General features: G+C 35.5%; 23 protein-coding genes. 17 read left to right on the top strand and 6 right to left on the bottom strand.

Annotation, left to right across the window (positions count from 1 at the left end; genetic code table 11):
* Nucleotides 1-111: 111 nt before the first annotated feature.
* Nucleotides 112-1,044, top strand: coding sequence for a peptidylprolyl isomerase (locus tag G3A46_RS12500; protein ID WP_165150283.1), 933 nt, complete (start codon nt 112-114; stop codon nt 1,042-1,044).
* An 82-nt stretch (nt 1,045-1,126) separates the two neighbouring features.
* Here G3A46_RS12500 and G3A46_RS12495 read toward each other — a convergent pair whose 3' ends face one another.
* Nucleotides 1,127-1,930, bottom strand: coding sequence for an SDR family oxidoreductase (locus G3A46_RS12495; protein WP_165150282.1), 804 nt, complete (start codon nt 1,928-1,930; stop codon nt 1,127-1,129).
* Between the two features lie 22 nt (nt 1,931-1,952).
* Nucleotides 1,953-2,510 (bottom strand): thioredoxin family protein, encoded by a 558-nt coding sequence (locus tag G3A46_RS12490; RefSeq protein ID WP_165150280.1) that lies wholly within the window; start codon nt 2,508-2,510, stop codon nt 1,953-1,955.
* Between the two features lie 177 nt (nt 2,511-2,687).
* Between G3A46_RS12490 and G3A46_RS12485 the strand changes: the two genes are divergently transcribed.
* The 3 genes from G3A46_RS12485 to G3A46_RS12475 are packed head-to-tail and all read left to right on the top strand — an operon-like array spanning nt 2,688 to nt 3,867.
* Nucleotides 2,688-2,999 carry a phosphoribosylpyrophosphate synthetase gene (locus G3A46_RS12485; RefSeq protein WP_139856025.1) on the top strand — a complete coding sequence of 104 codons (312 nt, stop codon included), beginning with the start codon at nt 2,688-2,690 and terminating at the stop codon, nt 2,997-2,999.
* On the top strand, nt 2,989-3,327 hold the full coding sequence (locus tag G3A46_RS12480) for a tRNA-binding protein (protein ID WP_165150278.1): 339 nt from the start codon (nt 2,989-2,991) through the stop codon (nt 3,325-3,327). Before G3A46_RS12485 ends, G3A46_RS12480 begins: the two co-directional genes overlap by 11 nt.
* Nucleotides 3,328-3,360: 33 nt before the next feature.
* Nucleotides 3,361-3,867, top strand: a complete 507-nt coding sequence (locus G3A46_RS12475) for a DUF6265 family protein (protein WP_165150276.1) — start codon at nt 3,361-3,363, stop codon at nt 3,865-3,867.
* A gap of 6 nt (nt 3,868-3,873) precedes the next feature.
* On the opposite strand, the gene G3A46_RS12470 is transcribed toward G3A46_RS12475, so the two are convergent.
* The 3 genes from G3A46_RS12470 to G3A46_RS12460 all read right to left on the bottom strand — a co-directional run bounded on the left by G3A46_RS12470 (nt 3,874) and on the right by G3A46_RS12460 (nt 7,883).
* A complete protein-coding gene (locus tag G3A46_RS12470) occupies nt 3,874-5,490 on the bottom strand; it encodes a SulP family inorganic anion transporter (RefSeq protein WP_139856022.1) in 1,617 nt (538 codons plus the stop codon).
* Between the two features lie 170 nt (nt 5,491-5,660).
* Entirely contained in the window at nt 5,661-6,059 is a 399-nt protein-coding gene (locus G3A46_RS12465; protein WP_165150274.1) for a PUR family DNA/RNA-binding protein, read from the bottom strand.
* A gap of 66 nt (nt 6,060-6,125) precedes the next feature.
* On the bottom strand, nt 6,126-7,883 hold the full coding sequence (locus tag G3A46_RS12460; protein WP_139856020.1) for an ABC transporter ATP-binding protein: 1,758 nt from the start codon (nt 7,881-7,883) through the stop codon (nt 6,126-6,128).
* Nucleotides 7,884-8,004: 121 nt separating this feature from the next.
* Here G3A46_RS12460 and G3A46_RS12455 point away from each other — a divergent pair, with 121 nt between their 5' ends.
* The 5 genes from G3A46_RS12455 (at nt 8,005) to G3A46_RS12435 (ending at nt 12,385) form a co-directional block, all read left to right on the top strand.
* On the top strand, nt 8,005-9,102 hold the full coding sequence (locus G3A46_RS12455) for a Glu/Leu/Phe/Val dehydrogenase (protein ID WP_165150272.1): 1,098 nt from the start codon (nt 8,005-8,007) through the stop codon (nt 9,100-9,102).
* Nucleotides 9,103-9,206: 104 nt separating this feature from the next.
* Nucleotides 9,207-10,151 (top strand): transcription antitermination factor NusB, encoded by a 945-nt coding sequence (gene nusB / locus G3A46_RS12450; RefSeq protein ID WP_139856018.1) that lies wholly within the window; start codon nt 9,207-9,209, stop codon nt 10,149-10,151.
* Between the two features lie 52 nt (nt 10,152-10,203).
* A complete protein-coding gene (locus G3A46_RS12445) occupies nt 10,204-10,674 on the top strand; it encodes a DUF1573 domain-containing protein (RefSeq protein ID WP_139856017.1) in 471 nt (156 codons plus the stop codon).
* Nucleotides 10,675-10,701: 27 nt separating this feature from the next.
* On the top strand, nt 10,702-10,992 hold the full coding sequence (gene yajC / locus G3A46_RS12440; RefSeq protein WP_139856016.1) for a preprotein translocase subunit YajC: 291 nt from the start codon (nt 10,702-10,704) through the stop codon (nt 10,990-10,992).
* Nucleotides 10,993-11,146: 154 nt separating this feature from the next.
* Nucleotides 11,147-12,385 carry a DUF445 domain-containing protein gene (locus tag G3A46_RS12435; protein ID WP_165150270.1) on the top strand — a complete coding sequence of 413 codons (1,239 nt, stop codon included), beginning with the start codon at nt 11,147-11,149 and terminating at the stop codon, nt 12,383-12,385.
* A gap of 315 nt (nt 12,386-12,700) precedes the next feature.
* Here the strand turns inward: G3A46_RS12435 and pepT are convergent, their stop codons facing one another.
* Nucleotides 12,701-13,963, bottom strand: a complete 1,263-nt coding sequence (pepT, locus tag G3A46_RS12430; protein WP_139856014.1) for a peptidase T — start codon at nt 13,961-13,963, stop codon at nt 12,701-12,703.
* 86 nt (nt 13,964-14,049) lie between these two features.
* Here pepT and G3A46_RS12425 point away from each other — a divergent pair, with 86 nt between their 5' ends.
* The 8 genes from G3A46_RS12425 to G3A46_RS12390 all read left to right on the top strand — a co-directional run bounded on the left by G3A46_RS12425 (nt 14,050) and on the right by G3A46_RS12390 (nt 20,432).
* Nucleotides 14,050-15,084: a quinone-dependent dihydroorotate dehydrogenase gene (locus tag G3A46_RS12425; protein ID WP_165150268.1), complete on the top strand. Its 1,035-nt coding sequence runs from the start codon at nt 14,050-14,052 to the stop codon at nt 15,082-15,084.
* 122 nt (nt 15,085-15,206) lie between these two features.
* A complete protein-coding gene (locus G3A46_RS12420; protein ID WP_165150267.1) occupies nt 15,207-15,821 on the top strand; it encodes a LysE family translocator in 615 nt (204 codons plus the stop codon).
* Nucleotides 15,822-15,847: 26 nt separating this feature from the next.
* On the top strand, nt 15,848-16,042 hold the full coding sequence (locus G3A46_RS12415; protein WP_165150266.1) for a hypothetical protein: 195 nt from the start codon (nt 15,848-15,850) through the stop codon (nt 16,040-16,042).
* A 372-nt stretch (nt 16,043-16,414) separates the two neighbouring features.
* Complete coding sequence (locus G3A46_RS12410) at nt 16,415-17,149, top strand: hypothetical protein (protein WP_165150265.1); 735 nt, start codon at nt 16,415-16,417, stop codon at nt 17,147-17,149.
* 10 nt (nt 17,150-17,159) lie between these two features.
* Entirely contained in the window at nt 17,160-17,711 is a 552-nt protein-coding gene (locus tag G3A46_RS12405; protein ID WP_165150264.1) for a hypothetical protein, read from the top strand.
* 217 nt (nt 17,712-17,928) lie between these two features.
* The gene (locus G3A46_RS12400; protein WP_165150263.1) at nt 17,929-18,492 is read left to right on the top strand and encodes a transposase; all 564 of its coding nucleotides are present in this window, start codon (nt 17,929-17,931) and stop codon (nt 18,490-18,492) included.
* Nucleotides 18,493-18,792: 300 nt separating this feature from the next.
* On the top strand, nt 18,793-20,007 hold the full coding sequence (locus G3A46_RS12395) for an RHS repeat-associated core domain-containing protein (protein WP_165150262.1): 1,215 nt from the start codon (nt 18,793-18,795) through the stop codon (nt 20,005-20,007).
* A 2-nt stretch (nt 20,008-20,009) separates the two neighbouring features.
* Nucleotides 20,010-20,432, top strand: coding sequence for a hypothetical protein (locus tag G3A46_RS12390; RefSeq protein ID WP_165150261.1), 423 nt, complete (start codon nt 20,010-20,012; stop codon nt 20,430-20,432).
* Nucleotides 20,433-20,764: the final 332 nt, after the last annotated feature.

Raw genomic sequence — 20,764 nt, 5'->3', positions numbered from 1 at the left:
TTATTGTTTGTATGACGAATTACAAAGGCTTTTGTTACATTTTCAATTCTGAACATTGAATTCTATATTCAGAATTAAGTACCTTTGCACATCTTTTAAAATATAAATATAATGCAAGACGGAATCTACGCAAAAATAACAACAGAAAAAGGAGAAATCCTTATTAAACTTACACACGATAAAACTCCAGGAACAGTTGGAAATTTTGTGTCTTTAGCAGAAGGGAATTTAGAAAATTCAGCAATTCCACAAGGGAAACCTTATTACGACGGATTAAAATTCCACCGTGTAATCCCAGATTTTATGATTCAAGGAGGTGATCCAAAAGGAACAGGTTCAGGAGGTCCAGGATATAATTTTGATGACGAATTTCACCCAGACCTTCGCCACGACACTCCAGGTGTAATCTCTATGGCTAATGCTGGTCCAGCAACTAACGGAAGTCAGTTTTTTATTACTCATGTGGCAACGCCTTGGTTAGATAATAAACACACTGTATTTGGAAATGTAGTAGAAGGACAAGATGTTGTTGATAGTGTTGCTCAAGGTGATACTATGCAAAAAGTTGAGATTATTCGCGTAGGAGAAGAAGCTGAAAAGTGGAATTCAGTAGAAGCTTTTAGAAGTTTTACTGGTGAAAGAGAAGCGCGAATTGCAAAAATGAAAGAACAACAAGAAGCTGAACTTAAGAAAGTAGCTGAAGGTTTTGAAAAAACAGATAGCGGACTTCATTATAAAATCATCATTAAAGGTGATGGTAAGAAAGCTGAAAAAGGAAAGACAGTTTCTGTACATTACAAAGGAATGCTAACTGACGGAACCGAATTCGATTCTTCATACAAGAGAAGACAACCAATAGACTTTCCATTAGGAAAAGGTCACGTAATTGAAGGTTGGGATGAAGGTATTGCCTTATTACAAGTTGGTGATAAAGCTAGATTTGTAATTCCTTCTAACCTTGCTTATGGTGAGCGCGGAGCTGGTGGAGTAATTCCTCCAAATGCAAATTTAATTTTCGACGTTGAATTAATGGACGTAAAATAAGTTTACGTATTTATATTATTATCTTAAGAAATCTTCATTATTCCATTTTTGGTGTAATGAAGATTTCTTTTTTTTAGAACTATTATTTCCTTCCAACGAAATGTTCCATTGTTTTGTAAATACCGAGCACCTTACCAGCAAACCAATCGAAAGCATTAATAGAAAGTAATGCTTGTCCTAATCGAGTGAAGCGGTATATGTACCCCGGAATAGTTACCATCTTTTTATCTTTCTCAATAGCTTTTACAATAGTAAGCGCCGCTGCTTCAGGTTCGAGAATTGGAATCTTAGATTGAACCCCATCAAACATTCCTGTATTGATGTAATAAGGCATGATGGTAGTAACCTTAATGGCTTTATTTTTTTGCATCATTTCTAATCGAAGACTATCAGACCATCCAATCATTGCCCATTTGCTAGAGGCATAAACCGACATTTTTGGATTGGAAATTAGTCCTCCGGAAGACGCGATATTGCAAATATGCCCTGAATTTTGATTTAACATGCCATCAAGAAATTCCTTAGTAACATACATCGGTCCAATGGCATTAATCTCCATAGTTTTAGCAATGTCTGCATTTGTGTGTTCGTCGAAATATTTCCCCACAACAATTCCAGCGTTGTTGATTAGTACGTCAACAATTCCTATATCTTGCTTTACTTGATTAGCTGTTTCTTTAATTTCTTCAGGATTAGAAACATCTATTTTAAATCCAAAAAGATTTTTGTTATTGGGAAACTCAGCTAACGTTTGGTTGATATTTTCTTGACTAATATCCCAAATAATCACTTTTGCTTTACGCTCAAGCATTAATCGAACCATTATCTTTCCAATACCAGACGCTCCGCCTGTGATTAAAACGGTTTTATTATTTAATTGACTCATAGATTAATTTGATTGTTGGAATTTATTTCTTCCATTTGATATTACATCCAATACTTGGTTTTTGATCCTTTCGCTGCGGATTATTATTTAAGATGTTATCCATAGCTTCGCGTAGATCACGGCCATTTACAGGAATTCTATTTCCTGGTCGGCTGTTGTCTAATTGTCCGCGGTAAACCAGTTTAAGTTCATCATCAAAAAGATAAAAATCTGGCGTGCAAGCTGCATCATAAGCTTTCGCTATTTCTTGAGTTTCATCGAATAAATAAGGGAAAGGATAGCCTTCTTTCTGGGCAGTTCGCCACATTTCCGCAGGGGAATCTGCTGGATACTTAATGATGTCGTTGCTGTTGATTGCAACAAAACCAAAACCAATCACCCTGTAATCGTTGCAAATGCGAACTAATTCCTCATTTACGTGTCTTACGAAAGGGCAGTGGTTACAAATAAACATAACTACAGTACCCTTTTCACCACGAATATCTTTTAGCGCAACAAGTTTGTCTGTTATTGCATCTGTAAGTACAAAGTCTGGGGCTTTGGTGCCTAGGGGTAGCATATTTGATTCAGTGTCTGCCATATTGTTTTTAAAATAAATGTAATGTGTTCAGGTCTAAATATACAATTTTTAAGGGGTTAATTAACTAACGACAGTGGGCTAATACTTACAATCTGCGTAATAATATTATTAAAGAATTTATAATTCTTTGCCGATGTTTAATTTCTCAGTTAACTTTAAAGATTAAATTAAAATATTATGAAAAAATCATATTCATCACTATCTGTAGCTATTCAAGATTTACAAAAGGAAGGATATACTGAAGACTTTAATCTTGTAGAGGAAGGAATAGAATCTAAAAACCTTAAAAAGAAGTGGAAAGCTGGAGAGCTGGATGTTGTAAAATATTACCGATTTGAAGGTATGACCGATCCGGGAGATAATACTATTCTTTATTTAATTGAAACCAAAGGAGGGATTAAAGGCCTGCTTGTAGATGCGTATGGTGCCGACCAAAGTGTGGTTTCTTCAGAAATGATTCAGAAACTTAGAATTACCCATGACGAATAATCTTTCTTGGACCGATTTCGAAAAGGTGGAAATGAGGGTTGGAACTATCTTAGAAGCCAATGATTTTCCTGAAGCGAGAAACCCTTCATATCAGCTTATAATAGATTTTGGAGAAGAAATAGGACAAAGAAAAACTTCAGCTCAAATAACAAAACGCTATCACAAAGATGAATTGATAGGGAAACAAGTAGTGGCAGTTGTAAATTTTCCAAAGAAACAAATTGCAAATTTTATGAGTGAATGTCTGGTTTTGGGAGCTGTAGATGGCAAAAATGTCACCTTATTGCGAACAGATAAACCTGTTGAAAACGGATTGCGAATTTTATAAATTTTATGCCACGGCTAAATAACAAACCAACAAATGAAAAAGTACTTATTTCTAATATTCCTTTCAGTATTAATTATTTCATGTAAAAACAATACTCAGGCAGAGCAGATACAAAAAGAGGTTGTTGTAAAAAATTACGATAAAATAAATCAACTAAATTGGTTGATAGGAACTTGGACAAACGAGACTGATGGTGAATATTCCCAAGAAACATGGTCTAAAGAAAATGATAGTACATATACAGGGTTTAGCTTTGTTGAGGTTAATGGTAAACCTGAACAAGCACTAACAATGGCCTTAGAGGAGAAAGAAAACAACTTGCTTTTGTCCTTTCTAAAAGTTGATGAAAAAAATCCTAAACCTTACACCTTAACACTTATTTCATCAGAAGAAGGCAAATTTGTTTTCGATAATCAAAATATAGACTTTCCTGAAAAGGTAATCTATACCAACCCTGCCAAAGACTCTTTACACACTTGGATTGAAGTAGAGATAGAGGGTGAGCCAACTAAAACAGATTTTTACTTCACCAGAAAATAAATCTAATTAAGCTTCGGCATCTAAGGTATCGGTAACTACATAATAGCGCGGATCCTCAACAGAGCTTTTTATTATTGTTTCGAATTCTGGATTCCACTTTAGTAGCAACGCTTTACAATCTGGACTAAGGTGCGTTAGTTTAATTTGCTTTCCGTTATCAAGGTATTTATTAGCAATATTACGAACAGCTTCAACACCAGAATGATCTGATATTTTAGATTCTATAAAGTCTATTTCTACCGAATCTGGATCGCTTGAAACATCAAACTTACTATTAAATGCTGTAGTCGACCCGAAGAACAAAGGTCCCCAGATTTCATAAACTTTGGTTCCGTCTTCTTTAATTCTCTTTCTAGCTCTAATTCTTGTAGCACTTTTCCAAGCAAAAACTAAGGCGCTCATAACAACCCCTATAAATACTGCTATTGCAAGATCTAACCAAACTGTTACCGCTGATACTGTAATAAGCACTATAGCATCCGAAACAGGAATTTTATGCAGAATTCTGAAACTACTCCAAGCAAAAGTTCCAATTACAACCATAAACATAACTCCAACTAATGCAGCAATAGGAATTTGTTCAATAAGTGGAGCACCAAATAGCACAAAACACAGTAAAGCTATTGCGGCTGTAGCTCCGGAAAGTCTTCCGCGTCCACCAGAACTTACGTTAATGATAGATTGCCCAATCATTGCACAGCCACCCATTCCACCGAAAAGACCGTTAAGAATGTTAGCTCCACCTTGAGCTACACATTCTCGGTTTCCACTACCACGAGTTTCGGTCATTTCATCTATAAGATTCAATGTCATTAACGACTCAATTAAACCTACAGCAGCCAATATAAAAGCAGTAGAAAATATCAATCCCCAATGTCCATCTAAAGTTTCAATAAATCCAAAAATCTGAGTTTGGAACATCGGCAATGAACCTTTTAAACCAGATCCGCCACCATCTCGAATAAACGAGCCAACAGTACTCACATCAAGACCTCCGAATATTGTAATTGCTGCAACTACTATTATTGCAATAAGAGCAGCAGGAAGTTTTTTAGTGATTTTCGGTAAACCGAACATAATACCCATGGTCAACCCAACTAGCGCTAGCATTACCCAAAGGTCCAAACCGGAAATCCATTGAGGTACTGTTCCGCGAGTTTCTTTAAATAGACCTAGTTGAGAAAGAAAAATTACAATTGCTAAACCATTTACAAATCCCATCATTACAGGGTGGGGGATAAGTCGTACAAATTTCCCTAACTTAAAAACACCAGCCATTATTTGAATAGCTCCAACAAATAATAGCGTTATAAATAGCCATTGAAGTCCAAGGTTTTGAACGGGTTCGGCTAATGTAAGTCCAACCTCATTTCCTTTTTGGATTAGGTGTACCATAACAACCGCCATAGCACCGGTTGCCCCAGAAATCATACCAGGACGACCACCAAAAAGAGCTGTTACAAGTCCCATTATAAAAGCACCATAAAGTCCCACTAAAGGATCTACACCAGCTACAAATGAAAAAGCTACCGCTTCTGGAACCAATGCAAGAGCAACAGTAAGTCCTGATAGAATATCGTTTTTTGGATTCTGAGTGAAGTTTTGAAGTGTTTTTGCGAACATAATGTTTTTTATAAAGGGCGGCAAAGATAACCTTTTTGAAATAAAATTAAAGGATTGAGTGTTTCAATGCATTTTAAGTTGTAAATCTATTTAAAACATTGATTTTTAAGAAATAAAAAAACCGGCTACGAAATTATTCGTGCCGGTTTTACATTTTTGTTTTTCAACTACTAAATATCGTCGAAACTGATGTCTGTAAAAGTACTAGTATCAGTAGTAGCAGTTTGTTCAACTGTTTCTTCAACAGGATTAGACGGATTGTCTGTTTCCTTTTTGTAATCTTTTTGATGACGTTCGCTTATAACTTCTTCGCCTTTCTCATCTATAATGTAATTTATCATTTCTTCAAGAGTGTCTTTAAACTCAGTAAAGTCTTCTTTGTATAGATAAATTTTGTGTTTTTTGTAGTGGAAAGACCCATCATCGTTTGTAAATTTCTTACTCTCGGTAATAGTAAGGTAAAAATCTCCTGCTTTTGTAGACCTTACATCAAAAAAGTAGGTGCGTCTTCCTGCACGCATTACTTTTGAAAAAATTTCTTCTTGCTCCATCGTATAGTGCTCACTCATAATTTCTATTATTTTTTACTAGGTGTCGCCAAAAATCTAAAAAAAAACCAAACCAGCCAAAGTAAATTACATTTCTTTTTCTAAAAGCTGTTTTGAATACAGTTCCTTATAATAACCCTCGATGTTAACTAACTCCTCGTGGGACCCTTTTTGGATAATTTTTCCTTCATCTAAAACAATAATCTTATTTGCATTTTTAACTGAAGAAATTCTATGGCTTACAATGATAGTGGTTTTATCTTTAGAAATCTTAAATAGGTTTTGAAGAATCTCTTCTTCAGTTTCTGTATCTACAGCCGAAAGACAATCGTCAAATAATAAGATTTGTGGATCTTTAATAATTGCTCTTGCAATAGAAACTCTTTGCTTTTGTCCACCACTCAATGTAAGCCCACGTTCTCCTAAAATAGTTTCATATCCTTTTTTGAATCCAATAATGTTTTTGTGAACCGCAGCGTTTTTGGCAGCATTAACAACTTCTTCTTCAGTTGCTTCTTCCTTACCAAAACGAATGTTGTTTTTTATCGAATCGCTAAACAAAAATGCATCTTGTGGTACATACCCAATGCTGTTGCGTAAATTATCGAGGTTGAGGTTTCGGATTGAAGTTTGGTCAATCTTAAGCATTCCTTCTTCAACATCATATAATCTACCTATCAACTCTAAAATAGTTGATTTTCCAGATCCTGTATTTCCTACTATTGCAAGTGTTTCTCCAGGCTTTACTGAGAAAGATACATTTTTTAAGGCCGTAATTCCTGTGTCGGGATAAGTGAAAGTTAAATTGTTGAATTCTATATCTCCATCAATAGGTGTACTTTCAGTAACAAGGTTTTTAATGGCAGGTTCTGTTTTTAGAAACTCATTTATACGTTCTTGTGAAGCTTCAGCTCTTTGCACCATAGAAGTCACCCAGCCTACAACTGCTACAGGCCAGGTAAGCATATTTACATAAATTAAAAACTCGACTATAGTTCCAAATTCGGTAATTTGACCGTTAATATATCTACTTCCCCCAATGTAAATAACTAGAATATTACTTACGCCAATAAGTAACATCATTAAGGGAAAAAATAGGGCTTGTACCTTTGCAAGGTCTATGTTTTTTACTTTACTCCCTTCGGCTAACTCTTCAAAATTAGCATTAATGCTTTCCTCGGTTCCGTAGGCTTTAATAACGGCAATTCCACTAAAACTCTCTTGAGTAAAAGTTGTTAGTTTCGATAAATATTGTTGAACTATAGTACTGCGTTGATTGATAATCACACTTAGTTTATAAATAGCAATCGATAGAATTGGGAGTGGAGCAATAGCATACCAAGTTAGAATAGGTGCGGTGTAAAACATATAACTTATTACTACAATAAAAAGTGTAATTGTAGTAATGCTATACATTAGCGCGGGCCCAACATACATTCTTACTTTAGAAACATCTTCACTTATTCTGTTCATTAAATCGCCAGTTCGATTTTGTTTGTAAAAACCTAAAGAAAGTTTTTCGTAATGTTGAAAAATCTCGTTTTTTAAGTCGTATTCCACATATCTAGAAACCACAATAAATGTTTGTCTCATCATAAATGTGAAAAAAGCAGAAAGCAATGCAGCGCCTAGTAAAAGTAAAATATTGATTAGAAGCTCGTGTTTAACATAAGCTAAATCGGTTACTTCTCCATTTAAGTATTGTTTTACGACAGTTACAGAATCTCCCACTTTCATAGGAACGGCTAGTTTAAATACCGTTGCAACTATGGTAATAAACACTCCCAACAGAAGTCGCCACCTGTATTTTAAAAAGTATTTGTTTAGATATTTTAATTCTTTCATTAGAAATAAATTGAATGTTTTTTTAAAGTTCTTAAATTAACACCCTTTGCTTTGTGGAATTAACAAGTAAAAGTTACTTTTGCACTGCCTTTTTAAAGGATAAACAAAAATTAAAATAGTTATGAAAACTGAGGTAATCAATACAAACGAACTACATAAAATAGACCCTGTATTTGGGCAAATGTCTTTTGATGATCACGAGCAAATCGTTTTTTGCAACGACAAAGATACTGGATTGAAAGCAATAATTGGTATCCACAACACTGTTTTAGGACCAGCTTTAGGTGGTACTAGAATGTGGAACTATGCAAATGAGTGGGAAGCATTGAATGACGTATTGCGTCTTTCTCGTGGTATGACTTATAAAAGTGCAATTACAGGTTTAAATCTTGGTGGAGGTAAAGCAGTTTTAATTGGTGATGCTAAAACTCAAAAAACCCCAGAATACATGTTGAAGTTCGGTGAGTTTGTACATTCATTAAGCGGAAAATATATTACTGCAGAAGATGTAGGAATGACAACTGCTGATATGGATTTAGTACGCACAGTTACACCTCACGTAACTGGTGTTTCTGAAGCAAACGGTGGTTCAGGAAACCCTTCTCCAATTACAGCTTACGGTGTTTTTATGGGACTAAAAGCTGCCACTAACTATAAATTTGGTTCAGATAATTTAGATGGGAAAGTAGTTTACGTTCAAGGAATTGGTAACGTTGGTGAAAACCTTGTTAAGCATTTAAGTGAAGAAGGTGCTAAAGTTTATATTTCAGATATCAACCAAGAGCGCTTAGAAGAAGTTCGCGATAAATACAATGTGAACATTTACACAGGTAGCAATCTGTATGCAGAAGAAATGGATATTTATGCTCCTTGTGCATTAGGTGCTACAATTAACGATCAAACTATTAGCCAGTTCAACACAAAGATTATTGCTGGTGCGGCTAACAACCAACTTGCCGATGAGCAAAAGCACGGTAAAATGTTACGTGAAAGAGGTATAGTTTATGCTCCAGATTTCTTAATTAACGCTGGAGGGATTATAAATGTATATGCTGAACTTGAGAATTATGGCCGTAAGGAGATAATGAGCAAGACAGAAAACATTTACAATACTACTCTTGAGATCTTGAAAACAGCTGAAAGTGATAAAATTACAACACATCAAGCAGCCTTCAATATTGCACAAGCTAGAATAGACGCAAGAAAAAACGAAAAATAGTACAAACCTTTTTAGTACTACAACACCACTATTTCTTATATTTGCAGCGCACAAGATGTTCTTGTGCGTTGCTATTTTAAAAACAAGTTCTTTTAAAAAATAATATGCTTACTAGAAGACATATCCGAGTAAAAGTTTTGCAGACTGTTTATGCTTACAATCACAGTGTAAACCCGAACATCGATGTACAAGAAAAGTTTCTTCATCACAGTATTGGTCAAATGCAAGATTTGTATTTACTAATGTTAGAGTTGTTAGTTGCGGTAAAAGATCAGGCAGAAGATTTTCTCGCTAAGTCACAAAATAAATATCTTGCTACCGATTCTGAAAAAAATCCTAGTCGTACTTTTGTAGATAACAAAGTATTAGATATTATAGCCAACAATGCTGTTTTTTCTGAAATAATTGATAAGAAAAAACTTAACTATTGGGCATTAGACAACGAATATGTAAGTATTGTTTTTAAAGAACTACGCGAAAAAGATTGGTATCAAACTTATTTAGATAGAAAAGATACTACTCTTAAAGAGGATCAAGCTTTCATTGCGAAGTTCTACAAAGAAGTGATTGCTCCTAACGACAAGCTTTACGATTACTTAGAAGATAAACGTCTTACTTGGATAGACGACTTTCCGATTGTAAATACTGCCATCGTTAAAATGTTAGGAAAAATTTCAGAAAAGAATGCTTCTGATCTTTTAGTTCCTGATACATATAAAAATGATGAGGACCGCGAGTATGCGCTTCAACTTTTTAGAAAAGTAATTTTAAATGAAGAGAAGCTAAATCTTCAAATTGAAGGAAAAACTCCAAATTGGGATCAAGATCGAATTGCCGATATAGATTTGATTATCTTAAAAATGGCTATTGCTGAATTTTTATACTTCCCATCAATTCCTGTTCGTGCAACAATAAACGAATACTTAGAAGTTTCAAAAGAATACTCTACCCCAAAAAGTAGCATTTTCGTAAACGGTATCTTAGATAAATTGGTAAAAGAGTTTACCGAAAATGGGGATCTTAATAAAATGGGAAGAGGGCTTCAATAAGAGTAAAATATTGTCTATTTTTGCCCTGCTAAAAACATAAAAAATTAAAAAAATGAAAAAATCAGTTTTATTTGTAGCTATACTTTCTGTTTTTGCGTTTTCTTCTTGTAAAGATAATGCAGCAGATAAGGTAAACGAAGAAAATGTAGCAGCAGCAGAAGCACGTGATGCAGAATCTGGAAAATTTCCAGTAATGACTTTTGAAGAAGGTCAATACGACTTCGGAACTATCGAGCAAAATACACCTGTTGAGCACGTATTTAAATTTAAAAACACTGGAGATGCTCCATTAATGATAGTTAACGCTAAAAGTAGCTGTGGATGTACTGTTCCAGAATATACTAAGGAACCAGTTGCTCCAGGAGAATCTGGTGAACTTTTAGTTAAATTCAACGGTGCTGGTCAAAACCAAGTTAGCAAGACTGTAACTATTACTACAAATACTAAAGCAGGAGTAGAAACCTTAACTATTAAGGCTTTCGTTACCCCTAAAGGTGGAGCAAAACAGCTACCAACCTCATAATTTACTTACTGGAATTTAAAAATTACTATGGAACAAATACAAGGTTTTTTACCTATAATATTATTGTTTTTGGTGATGTATCTTTTCTTGATACGCCCACAAATGAAAAAAGCCAAACAAGAAAAGCAGTTCGCTGCTCAGCTTAAAAAAGGCGATAGAGTTATTACAACAGGAGGATTGCACGGTAAAATATTAGAACTGTCTGATGATGGAACTTGTGTTATTGAAAGCCTTGCTGGAAAAATGAAGTTTGAAAGATCTGCCATTTCTATGGAAAGAACAGCAAAACTAAACGCACCTGTTAAAGAAAAGAAATAGAAAATTGTTCCTTTTTGAATTAAAAACTCCCTCTCTATTTTATATAGTTGAGGGAGTTTTTTATTTTAGAGAATTCTTGTGAGGCTAAACGCTCTTCAGAATATCTAATTTGCTAGTTTTGAATATTATCTCCTAATTTATCGCTGTATTTACTATGTCCGACATTAAGAAGAATCAATTGCGAAAACACAAAAGATTGGCGACTGGGCTATTCTTTTTTATGGCGATTGTATATGGAGTGATGGTTTACCTTCAACATCAAGGTAGTGAAGCTTGGATGGGTTATGTAGAAGCGTTTTCGGAGGCTGGGATGGTTGGAGCTCTGGCTGATTGGTTTGCTGTAACGGCTATTTTTAAACATCCTCTTGGAATTCCTATACCTCACACAAATTTGATAGAGCGAAAAAAAGACGATCTAGGACAAAATTTAGGGAAGTTTGTAAAAGACAACTTCTTAAACCCCGAAAATATACGGCCGTATATAGAAAAATTAAATGTCGTAAAATGGGTCTCGGAATGGCTCAATAAGCCCGCTAGTCAAAAAATTCTTGAGAAGGAAATTATTAATCTTACTCAAAAAATCATTTCAGACCTTCAGGATAAGGATGTAGAACAATTTTTAGCAAACAAAGGGACGGAGATTTTACGTGAAATTGATTTTCAGAAAATTTCATCCTCAGGTATTAAATACTTTATTGATAAAAAGGAACATATCACCTTATTAGAAATTCTACTACCTGAAATTAAAGAGTACATCAACGAAAGCCAAGAGATGATACTTCACCGATTATCTGAAAACAGACCATTTATTGCTTTTTTAGCTGGTAGAAAAATTTCAAATGAAGTGGTTGAAGGTTTGATAAAATTTATTGATGAAATAGAATCGGATAAGGAGCATTTTGTTCGGAAAAAACTTAAGGAAAATTTACAAGGATTCTCTGAAGATATTCTTGTTTCTGAGCATTGGGAGGAGAAATTTGAGAAGTTGAAACAAGAAGTATTAACGGAGCAAAACTTAAGATCTTACACCGATGATGCGTGGCAATCTATCAAAGGGCTTCTATTGCAAAACTTAGAAAATCCTAACTCACAATTACAAGGTTATCTACAAAGTAATATTCAAAAGTTATCGCATAGCCTTTCAGACGATCTAGACATTAGCAATAGGATAAATAGTTGGGTTCGTCATTTTTTATATAGAATGACATTAAAAAATAGAGATGAAGTAGAAGCGCTTATAAGTAGTACTGTTGCTGGTTGGAAAGGGAAAGAACTCAGTGAGAAACTAGAGTTGGAAGTGGGAAAAGACCTTCAGTTTATCCGTATAAACGGTACTTTGGTAGGTGGTTTTGTAGGATTGCTAATTTATACGATTACTCATTTGTTCATTTAACACTAAAATTCGGTTGTGTATTAATAAGACGTAAGAGCGCTACGCTTAAGGACGTAAGACATAGGATGTAAGATCGCTGCTCTGAAGGACTTAAGACTTGTTTCCTCAGAACTTGATAATTCACTTAGATTGATTCAACACGCTATATTAATAATTACCCTTCGAAGGTAAACTGAACAGTAAGCTGTTCATTATTAAAAATATTGTTCAATTGGGTAATTATAAGTGAGTGATTAAATTCTGATTTGTACAATAATAAAAGCACCAAATTCCATAAGAATACCTTTGGAATTTGGTGCTTAGTTTTTTAGGAGTTTATTTTGCTTCTGTCTTAAATTTAGTAAGGTCTTCAGCTGTAATTTTCGCAATGTTTACAATTACTTCTACGGCTTTAATCATACTCTCAACAGGTACATACTCGTATCTACCGTGGAAGTTATGACCTCCAGCAAAAATATTTGGACAAGGAAGTCCCATAAAGCTTAATTGCGAGCCATCTGTTCCACCTCTAATAGGTTTTATTAAAGGTTTGATGTTTGCTTGCAGCATAGCTTCTTCAGCTATATTTACAATATGCATTACAGGCTCCACCTTTTCACGCATATTAAAATATTGGTCTTTTATTTCAACCGATACAGCTTCTGTTTCAAATTGTTCATTTAAATCATCAGCAAGTTTTTGGATCATTTCTTTTCGAGCTTCAAAATGCCCTCTGTCGTGATCGCGGATAATATATTGAAGTTGCGTTTCGTCTACACTTCCTTTTATATTGTGTAAGTGAAAGAACCCTTCACGACCTTCTGTGTGTTCTGGTGTTTCAAGTCTTGGTAAGGAATTGATAAAGTCTGTAGCAATGTACATACTGTTTACCATTTTCCCTTTTGCATACCCTGGGTGTACAATTTTTCCTTTAATTGTAACTACGGCACCGGCTGCGTTAAAGTTTTCGTATTCTAATTCACCCACTTGACTTCCGTCCATAGTATAGGCCCATTCAGCACCAAATTTTTCTACGTCGAATTTATGTGCGCCACGACCAATTTCTTCATCGGGAGTGAAACCTACACGAATTTTTCCGTGTTTTATTTCAGGGTGATTAATTAGATATTCCATAGCCGAAACAATCTCGGTAATTCCAGCTTTATCATCGGCACCCAAAAGTGTTGTTCCGTCAGTAGTGATAAGGGTCTGACCTTTGTACAACAATAAGTCTTCGAAATAATCCGGAGAAAGAACGATATCTTGTTCTTCATTCAGAACAATGTCTTTCCCATCATAATTTTCAATTATCTGAGGTTTAACGTTGGCACCTGTGAAGTCAGGGGAAGTATCAAAATGCGATACAAAACCAATTACCGGAACATCATGTGGAACATTTGATGGCAAAGTAGCCATAATGTAAGCGTTTTCGTCGATGCTTACGTCTTCCATTCCTATTTCTTTTAACTCTTCAGCTAGTTTATTTGCTAAATCCCATTGCTTTTCGGTACTCGGAGTTGTGTCGCTATTTGGGTCACTTTCGGTGTCAATAGTTACATAACTTTTAAAGCGGTCAATAATGTGTTGTTTTTCAATCATGTCTTTTTCATTTACAATACAAAATAAAGCATATTCAAAATAACAAATACATAGTTTAGTGTATTTTTGTACCACATTTTGCAATTATGTATAAAACTATCATCCGTCCCGTATTTTTCAGCTTCGATCCTGAGAAAATTCATCATTTTACATTTTCATTACTTCAATTCTGCCATAAACTTGGTTTAGGAGGTATTTTCCGAAGTATTTATAAAGTTGAAGATAAAAAACTTGAACGCGAGCTTTTTGGTTTAAAATTTCCAAATCCCGTAGGTCTTGCAGCAGGATTTGATAAAGATGCAAAGCTTTATAAAGAATTGTCAAATCTCGGTTTTGGATTTATCGAAATTGGAACCGTTACTCCAAAACCTCAAGCTGGAAATGAGAAACCTCGTTTATTCCGATTAAAGGAAGATTCAGCTGTTATTAACCGAATGGGGTTTAATAATGGGGGAGTAGCAGAAGCCGTAGAAAGGTTAAAGCAAAACCCTGCACTTGGAGATAAAAGAAGGGTTTTAATTGGTGGGAATATTGGTAAAAATAAAGTTACGCCAAATGAAGAAGCGGTTAATGATTATATCATTTGTTTCGATTCATTGTTCAACTATGTAGATTACTTTGTTGTAAATGTAAGTTCGCCAAACACACCAAACCTTCGTGCGTTACAAGAAAAGAAACCTTTAACCGACTTGTTGCAAACGCTTCAAGACAGAAATAATAAAAAAGAAAAACGTAAGCCAATTCTTTTAAAGATCGCTCCAGACTTAACAGATGAGCAGCTAACCGATATTATTGACATTGTAAATACTACAAAGATTGATGGTGTAATTGCCACAAATACTACTATTTCACGAGATGGACTTACTTCAGAGAATAAAATCGAAATGGGAGGATTAAGTGGGAAACCTCTTAATACGCGTGCCACAGAAGTAATCCGTTATCTTTCAGAAAAAAGTAATAAATCGTTTCCAATAATTGGAGTAGGTGGAATTCATTCTGCTGAAGATGCACTCGAAAAGCTGGAAGCTGGAGCTAGTTTGGTTCAGCTGTACACAGGGTTTATTTATGAAGGACCGGGTTTAATAAAACGGATAAATAAAGCAATTCTTAAAAGGACTTAAGACAATAAGACATAAGACGTAAGACTTATTATTTAGCGTTTTCATTTATCAGCAATCAATATTAAAAAGTATATTAGAGCAAATCCTAGGTCGTATATCTTATAGTACTAAGTCATTTTTTTATGATAGAAACTCTAATTTCCTTTACCATTGCAACTTTGGCACTTGCACTTTCTCCGGGGCCAGACAATATTTATGTGCTTACACAATCGTTGGTAAATGGCACTAAAAGTGGAATAGCCACAACAGCTGGTTTAATTAGTGGTTGTATTGTGCATACCACCTTATTGGCTTTTGGAGTTTCTGCGATAATAACAACTTCCGAAGAAATTTTCTACGGCATTAAAATTTTGGGAGCTTGCTACCTGCTTTATTTAGCGTATTCGGTTTTTAAAAGTGATTCAGAAATTACTTTTACCAATAACGCTCCAAAAAAAACGTATTGGCAGCTCTTTAAAACGGGGGTAATAATGAACTTGTTAAACCCTAAAGTAATGATTTTCTTTTTGGCGTTTTTCCCTGGTTTTCTTTGGGATAAAGATGGCAATACGGTTTACCAGTTTTATGTGTTAGGAATTACTTTTATGATAGTTTCTTTTTTTGTTTTCAGCTTAATAGCGCTTTTAGCAGGACGAATATCTAATTTGCTAATGAAGTGGAAACGCATAAATACTGTTTTAAAATGGTTGCAGATTGTGGTGTTTGTGGGAATAGCTGTTTTTATTTTGCTGCCATAACTATTTATTTTTAATTGTGATTAATTATGAAAAAAACTGACTATAAAGAAGGTATGGAATGGCAAAATGAAGCAGAGGCAGAATTAAATTCTTCTGAATGGTTTGGTGCTATAATTCGGTATTTTTTTCATTTGGGCAAGAAAAAATTCAACACTTTTTACAATGAGCGCGAGTTGAAGAAACCGCTTTGGTTGGTTATACATTTAAAATTGTCTTATTAATTGGATTGGTTGCCATAGTTTACTTATTTGCTTACAATTCATGAAATCTGTAGATCGAAAATTCCGCTCCGGCATTTTTGAAGTCACGTGAGCATTGTGTGGTTTCCCCGCTCCCGCATTCCCGAAGCTTCGAGAACATCGCGTGGTTTTCCACAGTCTTAAAATTCCATCTCGAAGCTAGGTACCGTTTCTTTCTGGAAAGAAAAAAATTAGAGATTTTATAGTTTTTCAGTATTTTGGTTGAGAAATTTTGCTTTTTATTGAAATGCAGTGAACCATAAAAAAGGATTGACTCCGTCGATTTTTTTTTCGTGCGGTAGCGTGGATAGGAGTCGTGCTGTAGCGGGTGAATAGGATAGTTTAATTAAAATTGTGCAAGCAACGCGATGCAATCGCGCACCAGCGGGGGAAAACGGCACTAAATATAGGTATGAGAATGGTGAGATACAGAAACAGAATGAAAAGGGAAAATGGATTAAGCATAGTGCTCAAGAAGGTAGTTACGTTAGTCAAATCGCAGGAGCGTTGGGGGATATAACCGGTGGTGATCCTAATTCTTTCGGAAGCCAATTTTTAGGTCTATTTGAGAATGATGATGTTGATGTAGAAATATTTGAAAACACTTCACAAGGGAAGCATAAAGGTCAAAACAAAGCAGAAGGTAAAAGAGTTTATACATTCTTCAATCAATCCGAAAGCATTAGAACAACTGGAGGCAGTGAAAGGTTGAGCGAAAACTTCCATATAACATTGGGGCACGAATTAGCTCACGTGTTGGCCAATAACTTATTTAGCGAAGGTGTTTTAAAATCTACTTGGGTTCCGAATGTTCAAACGGCTGATGGTTTAAGAGATGTAACAAACTCAGAGGTTTTTGCATCAATGTATGAGAATATGTTACGTTCTGAGCAAGGGTTAGAATTAAGAACCCACTATATAGGTGGCACGTCAGACAATAGGTCTCGCTTAATACTAAAATCCAAGACAAAAAATCCTTTTGGGAAAGTATATAATCCAACACAGGCCACACTCGAAATTTTCAACAGCATCGTTAGAAGGCCGAAAGCCAAATCTGTTAATTCCATAAGGCCTGTTGGTCGTCAATAACCATATCTATATGAAAACTAGAACTTTACTGTCGGCTTTAATAGTTTTAATATGCTTTGGATGCGCAACCCCAAAATTTTATCCTGAGGTCATATCTGCATATTCCTTAGCAAGGCAAGTTGATTCTGTTCCAAAACTGACATTAACCACCCACAAGATAATTTTGAGAAAACTAAAGGAGGAGCTGAAAAACGTTGACCATATAATTTATCTTTACTCGCCATATCCGGAATGGAATAGCAAAAAGTTTTCTGGTGTTGTTTATGATGTTGACAATAAAAGGTATTATTACTTTAAGAATAGCAAAGAACACCCAAGGAAATTAAGCGTAACCGAGAATTACCCATATCCAAATGATAACTATTACAAGTTCGCAATAGATAATTTTAGAAAAGGAAGAATAGATTACCTAAAGAAATTGGGGAAAGCATCAAATCTTTCTGGAATAAGAACCACAACGGTTATTTATGATATTAATCTTAAAAAAGGCACTAATAAGAGGTATACTTTTCAAGATTTTTTATTTATGAATGGTAAGCCCACAACGGATGTAGAGGAATAATTTTCTGAAAATTGTAATTTAAGCCAGCAACCGCCCACCGAGGCGGTTTTTTTATGCGTAAGCCTGTTGTGTTTTGTAATCCCTGATAACCCCGCTGGCGCGCGAACCCTTTCGCGTGCCCCCGCTACCGCACGATTGCATCGTGTGGTCGTTCCAAAGTAACTTACAGCTACAAGTTCAAAATTAAAATCCAAATTTTTATTTATTTTTGGTTTGCATGAGCCGTAACTATAAATTCCATAATCCTGAAGAACTTTACTTTGTAAGCTTTGTTGTTGTAGAATGGCTTGATGTTTTCACCCGCAATGAATACAAAGATATATTATTGCAAAGTCTTTCGTATTGCCAAAAAGAGAAAGGAATGGAGATAATAGCTTGGTGTATAATGACAAACCATGTCCACTTGATTTTTAGAAGTGTAAAGGGTCAGCATCCGTCTCTGCTATTAGGGGATTTCAAGCGCTTTACGAGTAAGGCAATAGTGAAAGCCATAGAGCAAAACCCTCGGGAGAGTAGAAAGGAATTTTTGCTGGAGCAATTTAAAAAAGCTGCTGAAAAATCGTCCAATGTGAAAGAGTATCAATTTTGGAGACACGATAATAAACCTATCGAATTATGGAGCAACAAGGTTATTTGGGAGAAGATCAACTATGTACACAATAATCCCGTTGAAGCTGGATTGGTTTATAGGGCACAAAATTATGTTTATAGCAGTGCTTCGGATTATGCAGATGAAAGAGGATTGTTGGATGACATTGTGGTGTTTCGGTACTATGGTTGAATGGGGAATTGGAAAGTTTGATTAAAATTGTGCGAGGAACGCGATGCAATCGCGCACCAGCGTGGGCACTCCCGAAGCTTCGTGAACATCGCGTGGTTTTCCACCTTCTTAAAATTCAATCTCGAAGCTAGGTCACCTCGCTACCGCACGATTGCATCGTGTGGCCTTCCCAAAGTAACTTACAGCTACAAGCTCAATATTAAAATCCAAATTTTTATTATTTTTGGTTTGCATGAGCCGAAAGTATAAACCTGCCTACCAAAACAACTTTTGATTCTGGAAACAAAATTGAGTATTTTTATGCCTGCCTGCCGTTTTAGGCAGGATGCCACAGGGATAAAACTAAAAAAGAAAGTAACATTTGGCTCAACAATTACAACAACTGAGTACATGGACGGATTTCAATACAAAAACACAGCATTAGACTTCTTTCCTACTGCCGAAGGGTATGTAAAAGTGTTAGCGTCTGGGGGTGGCACAAGTTATAATTATGTTTTTAACTATACCGACCACCTAGGAAATATTCGTGCTAAATACACTCAAGATCCCAATGATGGGATGGTAACCTTAATTGAAGAAAACCAATACTATCCCTATGGATTAATACATAATGGCTACAACCCTGACCATAGTGTTTTTGAAGTTGGAGTGGGAGGCAATGTTATTATTACTCCTGTTACTCCGCTTTTGGGAGATAGTTATACTTACAAGTTTGGTGGAAAGGAACAGCAAACTGAGTTTGATATAAATATCTATGATTTTGGCGCAAGGAACTACGACCCAGCTTTAGGCAGGTGGATGAATGTGGATCCGTTAGCAGACGACCCTGAACAGGTCGATAGATCACCCTATGCTTTCACTTGGAATAATCCTATTAATATGGTGGACCCTACTGGACTCAAGCCAGAAGATATAATCTTTACAAACAATGATGGCAATGAAATCGCGAGAATATTAACTAATGATGAAACCGATACTTATGTTTCAGTTGATACAGATGTAAATTTACCCTCGCCTATCGAAATTGACGCACGGACTGATGATGTTGCTGATGCTGTGGGGATAAATTTTGAATGGTCTGTGACTTTAGGTGGTGGAGCCCACGGTGGTACTGGATTTGTTTATTTTATGAACGGCGAAGATGAAGGGAGTCTTTTCAACTACGATTACAAAGGAGGTAATGTAGGTTTAGGAGAAGGTGTTGGTGTTAGTGTTTTCGCATCAGTATTTAATGATGACCTTCCAAATTCTCTGAAAAATGTGTCAACATTCGAAGGGAATTATAATGGATATGAGGCATCTTATGGTTTTGGCGGCTATTCATATAGTTGGTCTAATAGGAAAAATACATCCGACCAAATCTATCCAGGGGTTGGAGGTACTGATGATAATCCTTGGACTTGGAAAAACCGTTCTTTAGGCCGTGCAGCTGGAGCTTACCAAGGAAGTCCAAAATTTCAAGCAAGATACTTTGGGGGTGAATCGTATGACTTTACACGTATTAATCTAGATTAAAAATGAAAAGGTTTTTAGCTATCACATTTGTAGGTTTTCTATTTACTAGTTGCAACGGTTTTTTTAATAAATTAGATGAGCTATCATATGATAAAGGTAGAGAGCGCCTTATAGAGAATATTAAAAAGCCATTCAACGGAATTGTAATAGACACATTCTCTTATAGAAAAAACCTTAGAGCGACAGATATAGTTTTGAACTCTGGCGATACTATTTTTCCTACTAATGGCCAAGTAATGAAAGTCATTCAAATTGGGGATAGTATTTACAAAAAGAAATCTGACAATTATCTATATATATATTCTAGAAATAACAATCAGATTGAAAAGCTATGGTTTTTAAAAATCCCCCAAAAGTACCGTGATGATGAACGTTTTCCAGAGGAGTGGAGAACCAAGTGGATGGAATCTACGGTAAAAGATTAAGTTCCAACCGCCTTCGGGCGGTTGTTTATTTAGCGAAAGCTTTTTTAGTCTTAAAGTTCTGGATATAGGTGTCTATAATATTGAAAAGTACAGACTTGGTACTGTTATCCTCCGCTGGCGCGCGAATCCTTTCGCGTGCCTTGAGTTTTCTTCGTTATAACAGCTTTAATTTCAGTAAAATGATTTAGTTTTAGTGTTATTAATTAAAATTGTGCAAGCAACGCGATGCAATCGCTCACCAGCGGGGAATAACTTAGATGGGCTATGTATAGCAAAATAGAATGTCGAAGTAACGCCCCCGCTCCCGCGCGATTGTATCACCATACACCGGA

The sequence above is a fragment of the Aequorivita sp. KMM 9714 genome (assembly GCF_011065475.1).
GTDB classification, from domain to species: Bacteria; Bacteroidota; Bacteroidia; order Flavobacteriales; family Flavobacteriaceae; genus Aequorivita; species Aequorivita sinensis.
Note: the sequence above shows the minus strand (reverse complement) of the source record. Positions and strands in the feature narration are given on the sequence as shown.

What these genes read in the sequence shown, in the direction of transcription:
- G3A46_RS12500 (WP_165150283.1), top strand. Translation starts at nt 112, where the DNA reads ATGCAAGACGGAATCTACGCAAAAATAACAACAGAAAAAGGAGAAATC.
- G3A46_RS12495 (WP_165150282.1), bottom strand. Translation starts at nt 1,930, where the DNA reads ATGAGTCAATTAAATAATAAAACCGTTTTAATCACAGGCGGAGCGTCT.
- G3A46_RS12490 (WP_165150280.1), bottom strand. Translation starts at nt 2,510, where the DNA reads ATGGCAGACACTGAATCAAATATGCTACCCCTAGGCACCAAAGCCCCA.
- G3A46_RS12485 (WP_139856025.1), top strand. Translation starts at nt 2,688, where the DNA reads ATGAAAAAATCATATTCATCACTATCTGTAGCTATTCAAGATTTACAA.
- G3A46_RS12480 (WP_165150278.1), top strand. Translation starts at nt 2,989, where the DNA reads ATGACGAATAATCTTTCTTGGACCGATTTCGAAAAGGTGGAAATGAGG.
- G3A46_RS12475 (WP_165150276.1), top strand. Translation starts at nt 3,361, where the DNA reads ATGAAAAAGTACTTATTTCTAATATTCCTTTCAGTATTAATTATTTCA.
- G3A46_RS12470 (WP_139856022.1), bottom strand. Translation starts at nt 5,490, where the DNA reads ATGTTCGCAAAAACACTTCAAAACTTCACTCAGAATCCAAAAAACGAT.
- G3A46_RS12465 (WP_165150274.1), bottom strand. Translation starts at nt 6,059, where the DNA reads ATGAGTGAGCACTATACGATGGAGCAAGAAGAAATTTTTTCAAAAGTA.
- G3A46_RS12460 (WP_139856020.1), bottom strand. Translation starts at nt 7,883, where the DNA reads ATGAAAGAATTAAAATATCTAAACAAATACTTTTTAAAATACAGGTGG.
- G3A46_RS12455 (WP_165150272.1), top strand. Translation starts at nt 8,005, where the DNA reads ATGAAAACTGAGGTAATCAATACAAACGAACTACATAAAATAGACCCT.
- nusB (WP_139856018.1), top strand. Translation starts at nt 9,207, where the DNA reads ATGCTTACTAGAAGACATATCCGAGTAAAAGTTTTGCAGACTGTTTAT.
- G3A46_RS12445 (WP_139856017.1), top strand. Translation starts at nt 10,204, where the DNA reads ATGAAAAAATCAGTTTTATTTGTAGCTATACTTTCTGTTTTTGCGTTT.
- yajC (WP_139856016.1), top strand. Translation starts at nt 10,702, where the DNA reads ATGGAACAAATACAAGGTTTTTTACCTATAATATTATTGTTTTTGGTG.
- G3A46_RS12435 (WP_165150270.1), top strand. Translation starts at nt 11,147, where the DNA reads ATGTCCGACATTAAGAAGAATCAATTGCGAAAACACAAAAGATTGGCG.
- pepT (WP_139856014.1), bottom strand. Translation starts at nt 13,963, where the DNA reads ATGATTGAAAAACAACACATTATTGACCGCTTTAAAAGTTATGTAACT.
- G3A46_RS12425 (WP_165150268.1), top strand. Translation starts at nt 14,050, where the DNA reads ATGTATAAAACTATCATCCGTCCCGTATTTTTCAGCTTCGATCCTGAG.
- G3A46_RS12420 (WP_165150267.1), top strand. Translation starts at nt 15,207, where the DNA reads ATGATAGAAACTCTAATTTCCTTTACCATTGCAACTTTGGCACTTGCA.
- G3A46_RS12415 (WP_165150266.1), top strand. Translation starts at nt 15,848, where the DNA reads ATGAAAAAAACTGACTATAAAGAAGGTATGGAATGGCAAAATGAAGCA.
- G3A46_RS12405 (WP_165150264.1), top strand. Translation starts at nt 17,160, where the DNA reads ATGAAAACTAGAACTTTACTGTCGGCTTTAATAGTTTTAATATGCTTT.
- G3A46_RS12400 (WP_165150263.1), top strand. Translation starts at nt 17,929, where the DNA reads ATGAGCCGTAACTATAAATTCCATAATCCTGAAGAACTTTACTTTGTA.
- G3A46_RS12395 (WP_165150262.1), top strand. Translation starts at nt 18,793, where the DNA reads ATGCCTGCCTGCCGTTTTAGGCAGGATGCCACAGGGATAAAACTAAAA.
- G3A46_RS12390 (WP_165150261.1), top strand. Translation starts at nt 20,010, where the DNA reads ATGAAAAGGTTTTTAGCTATCACATTTGTAGGTTTTCTATTTACTAGT.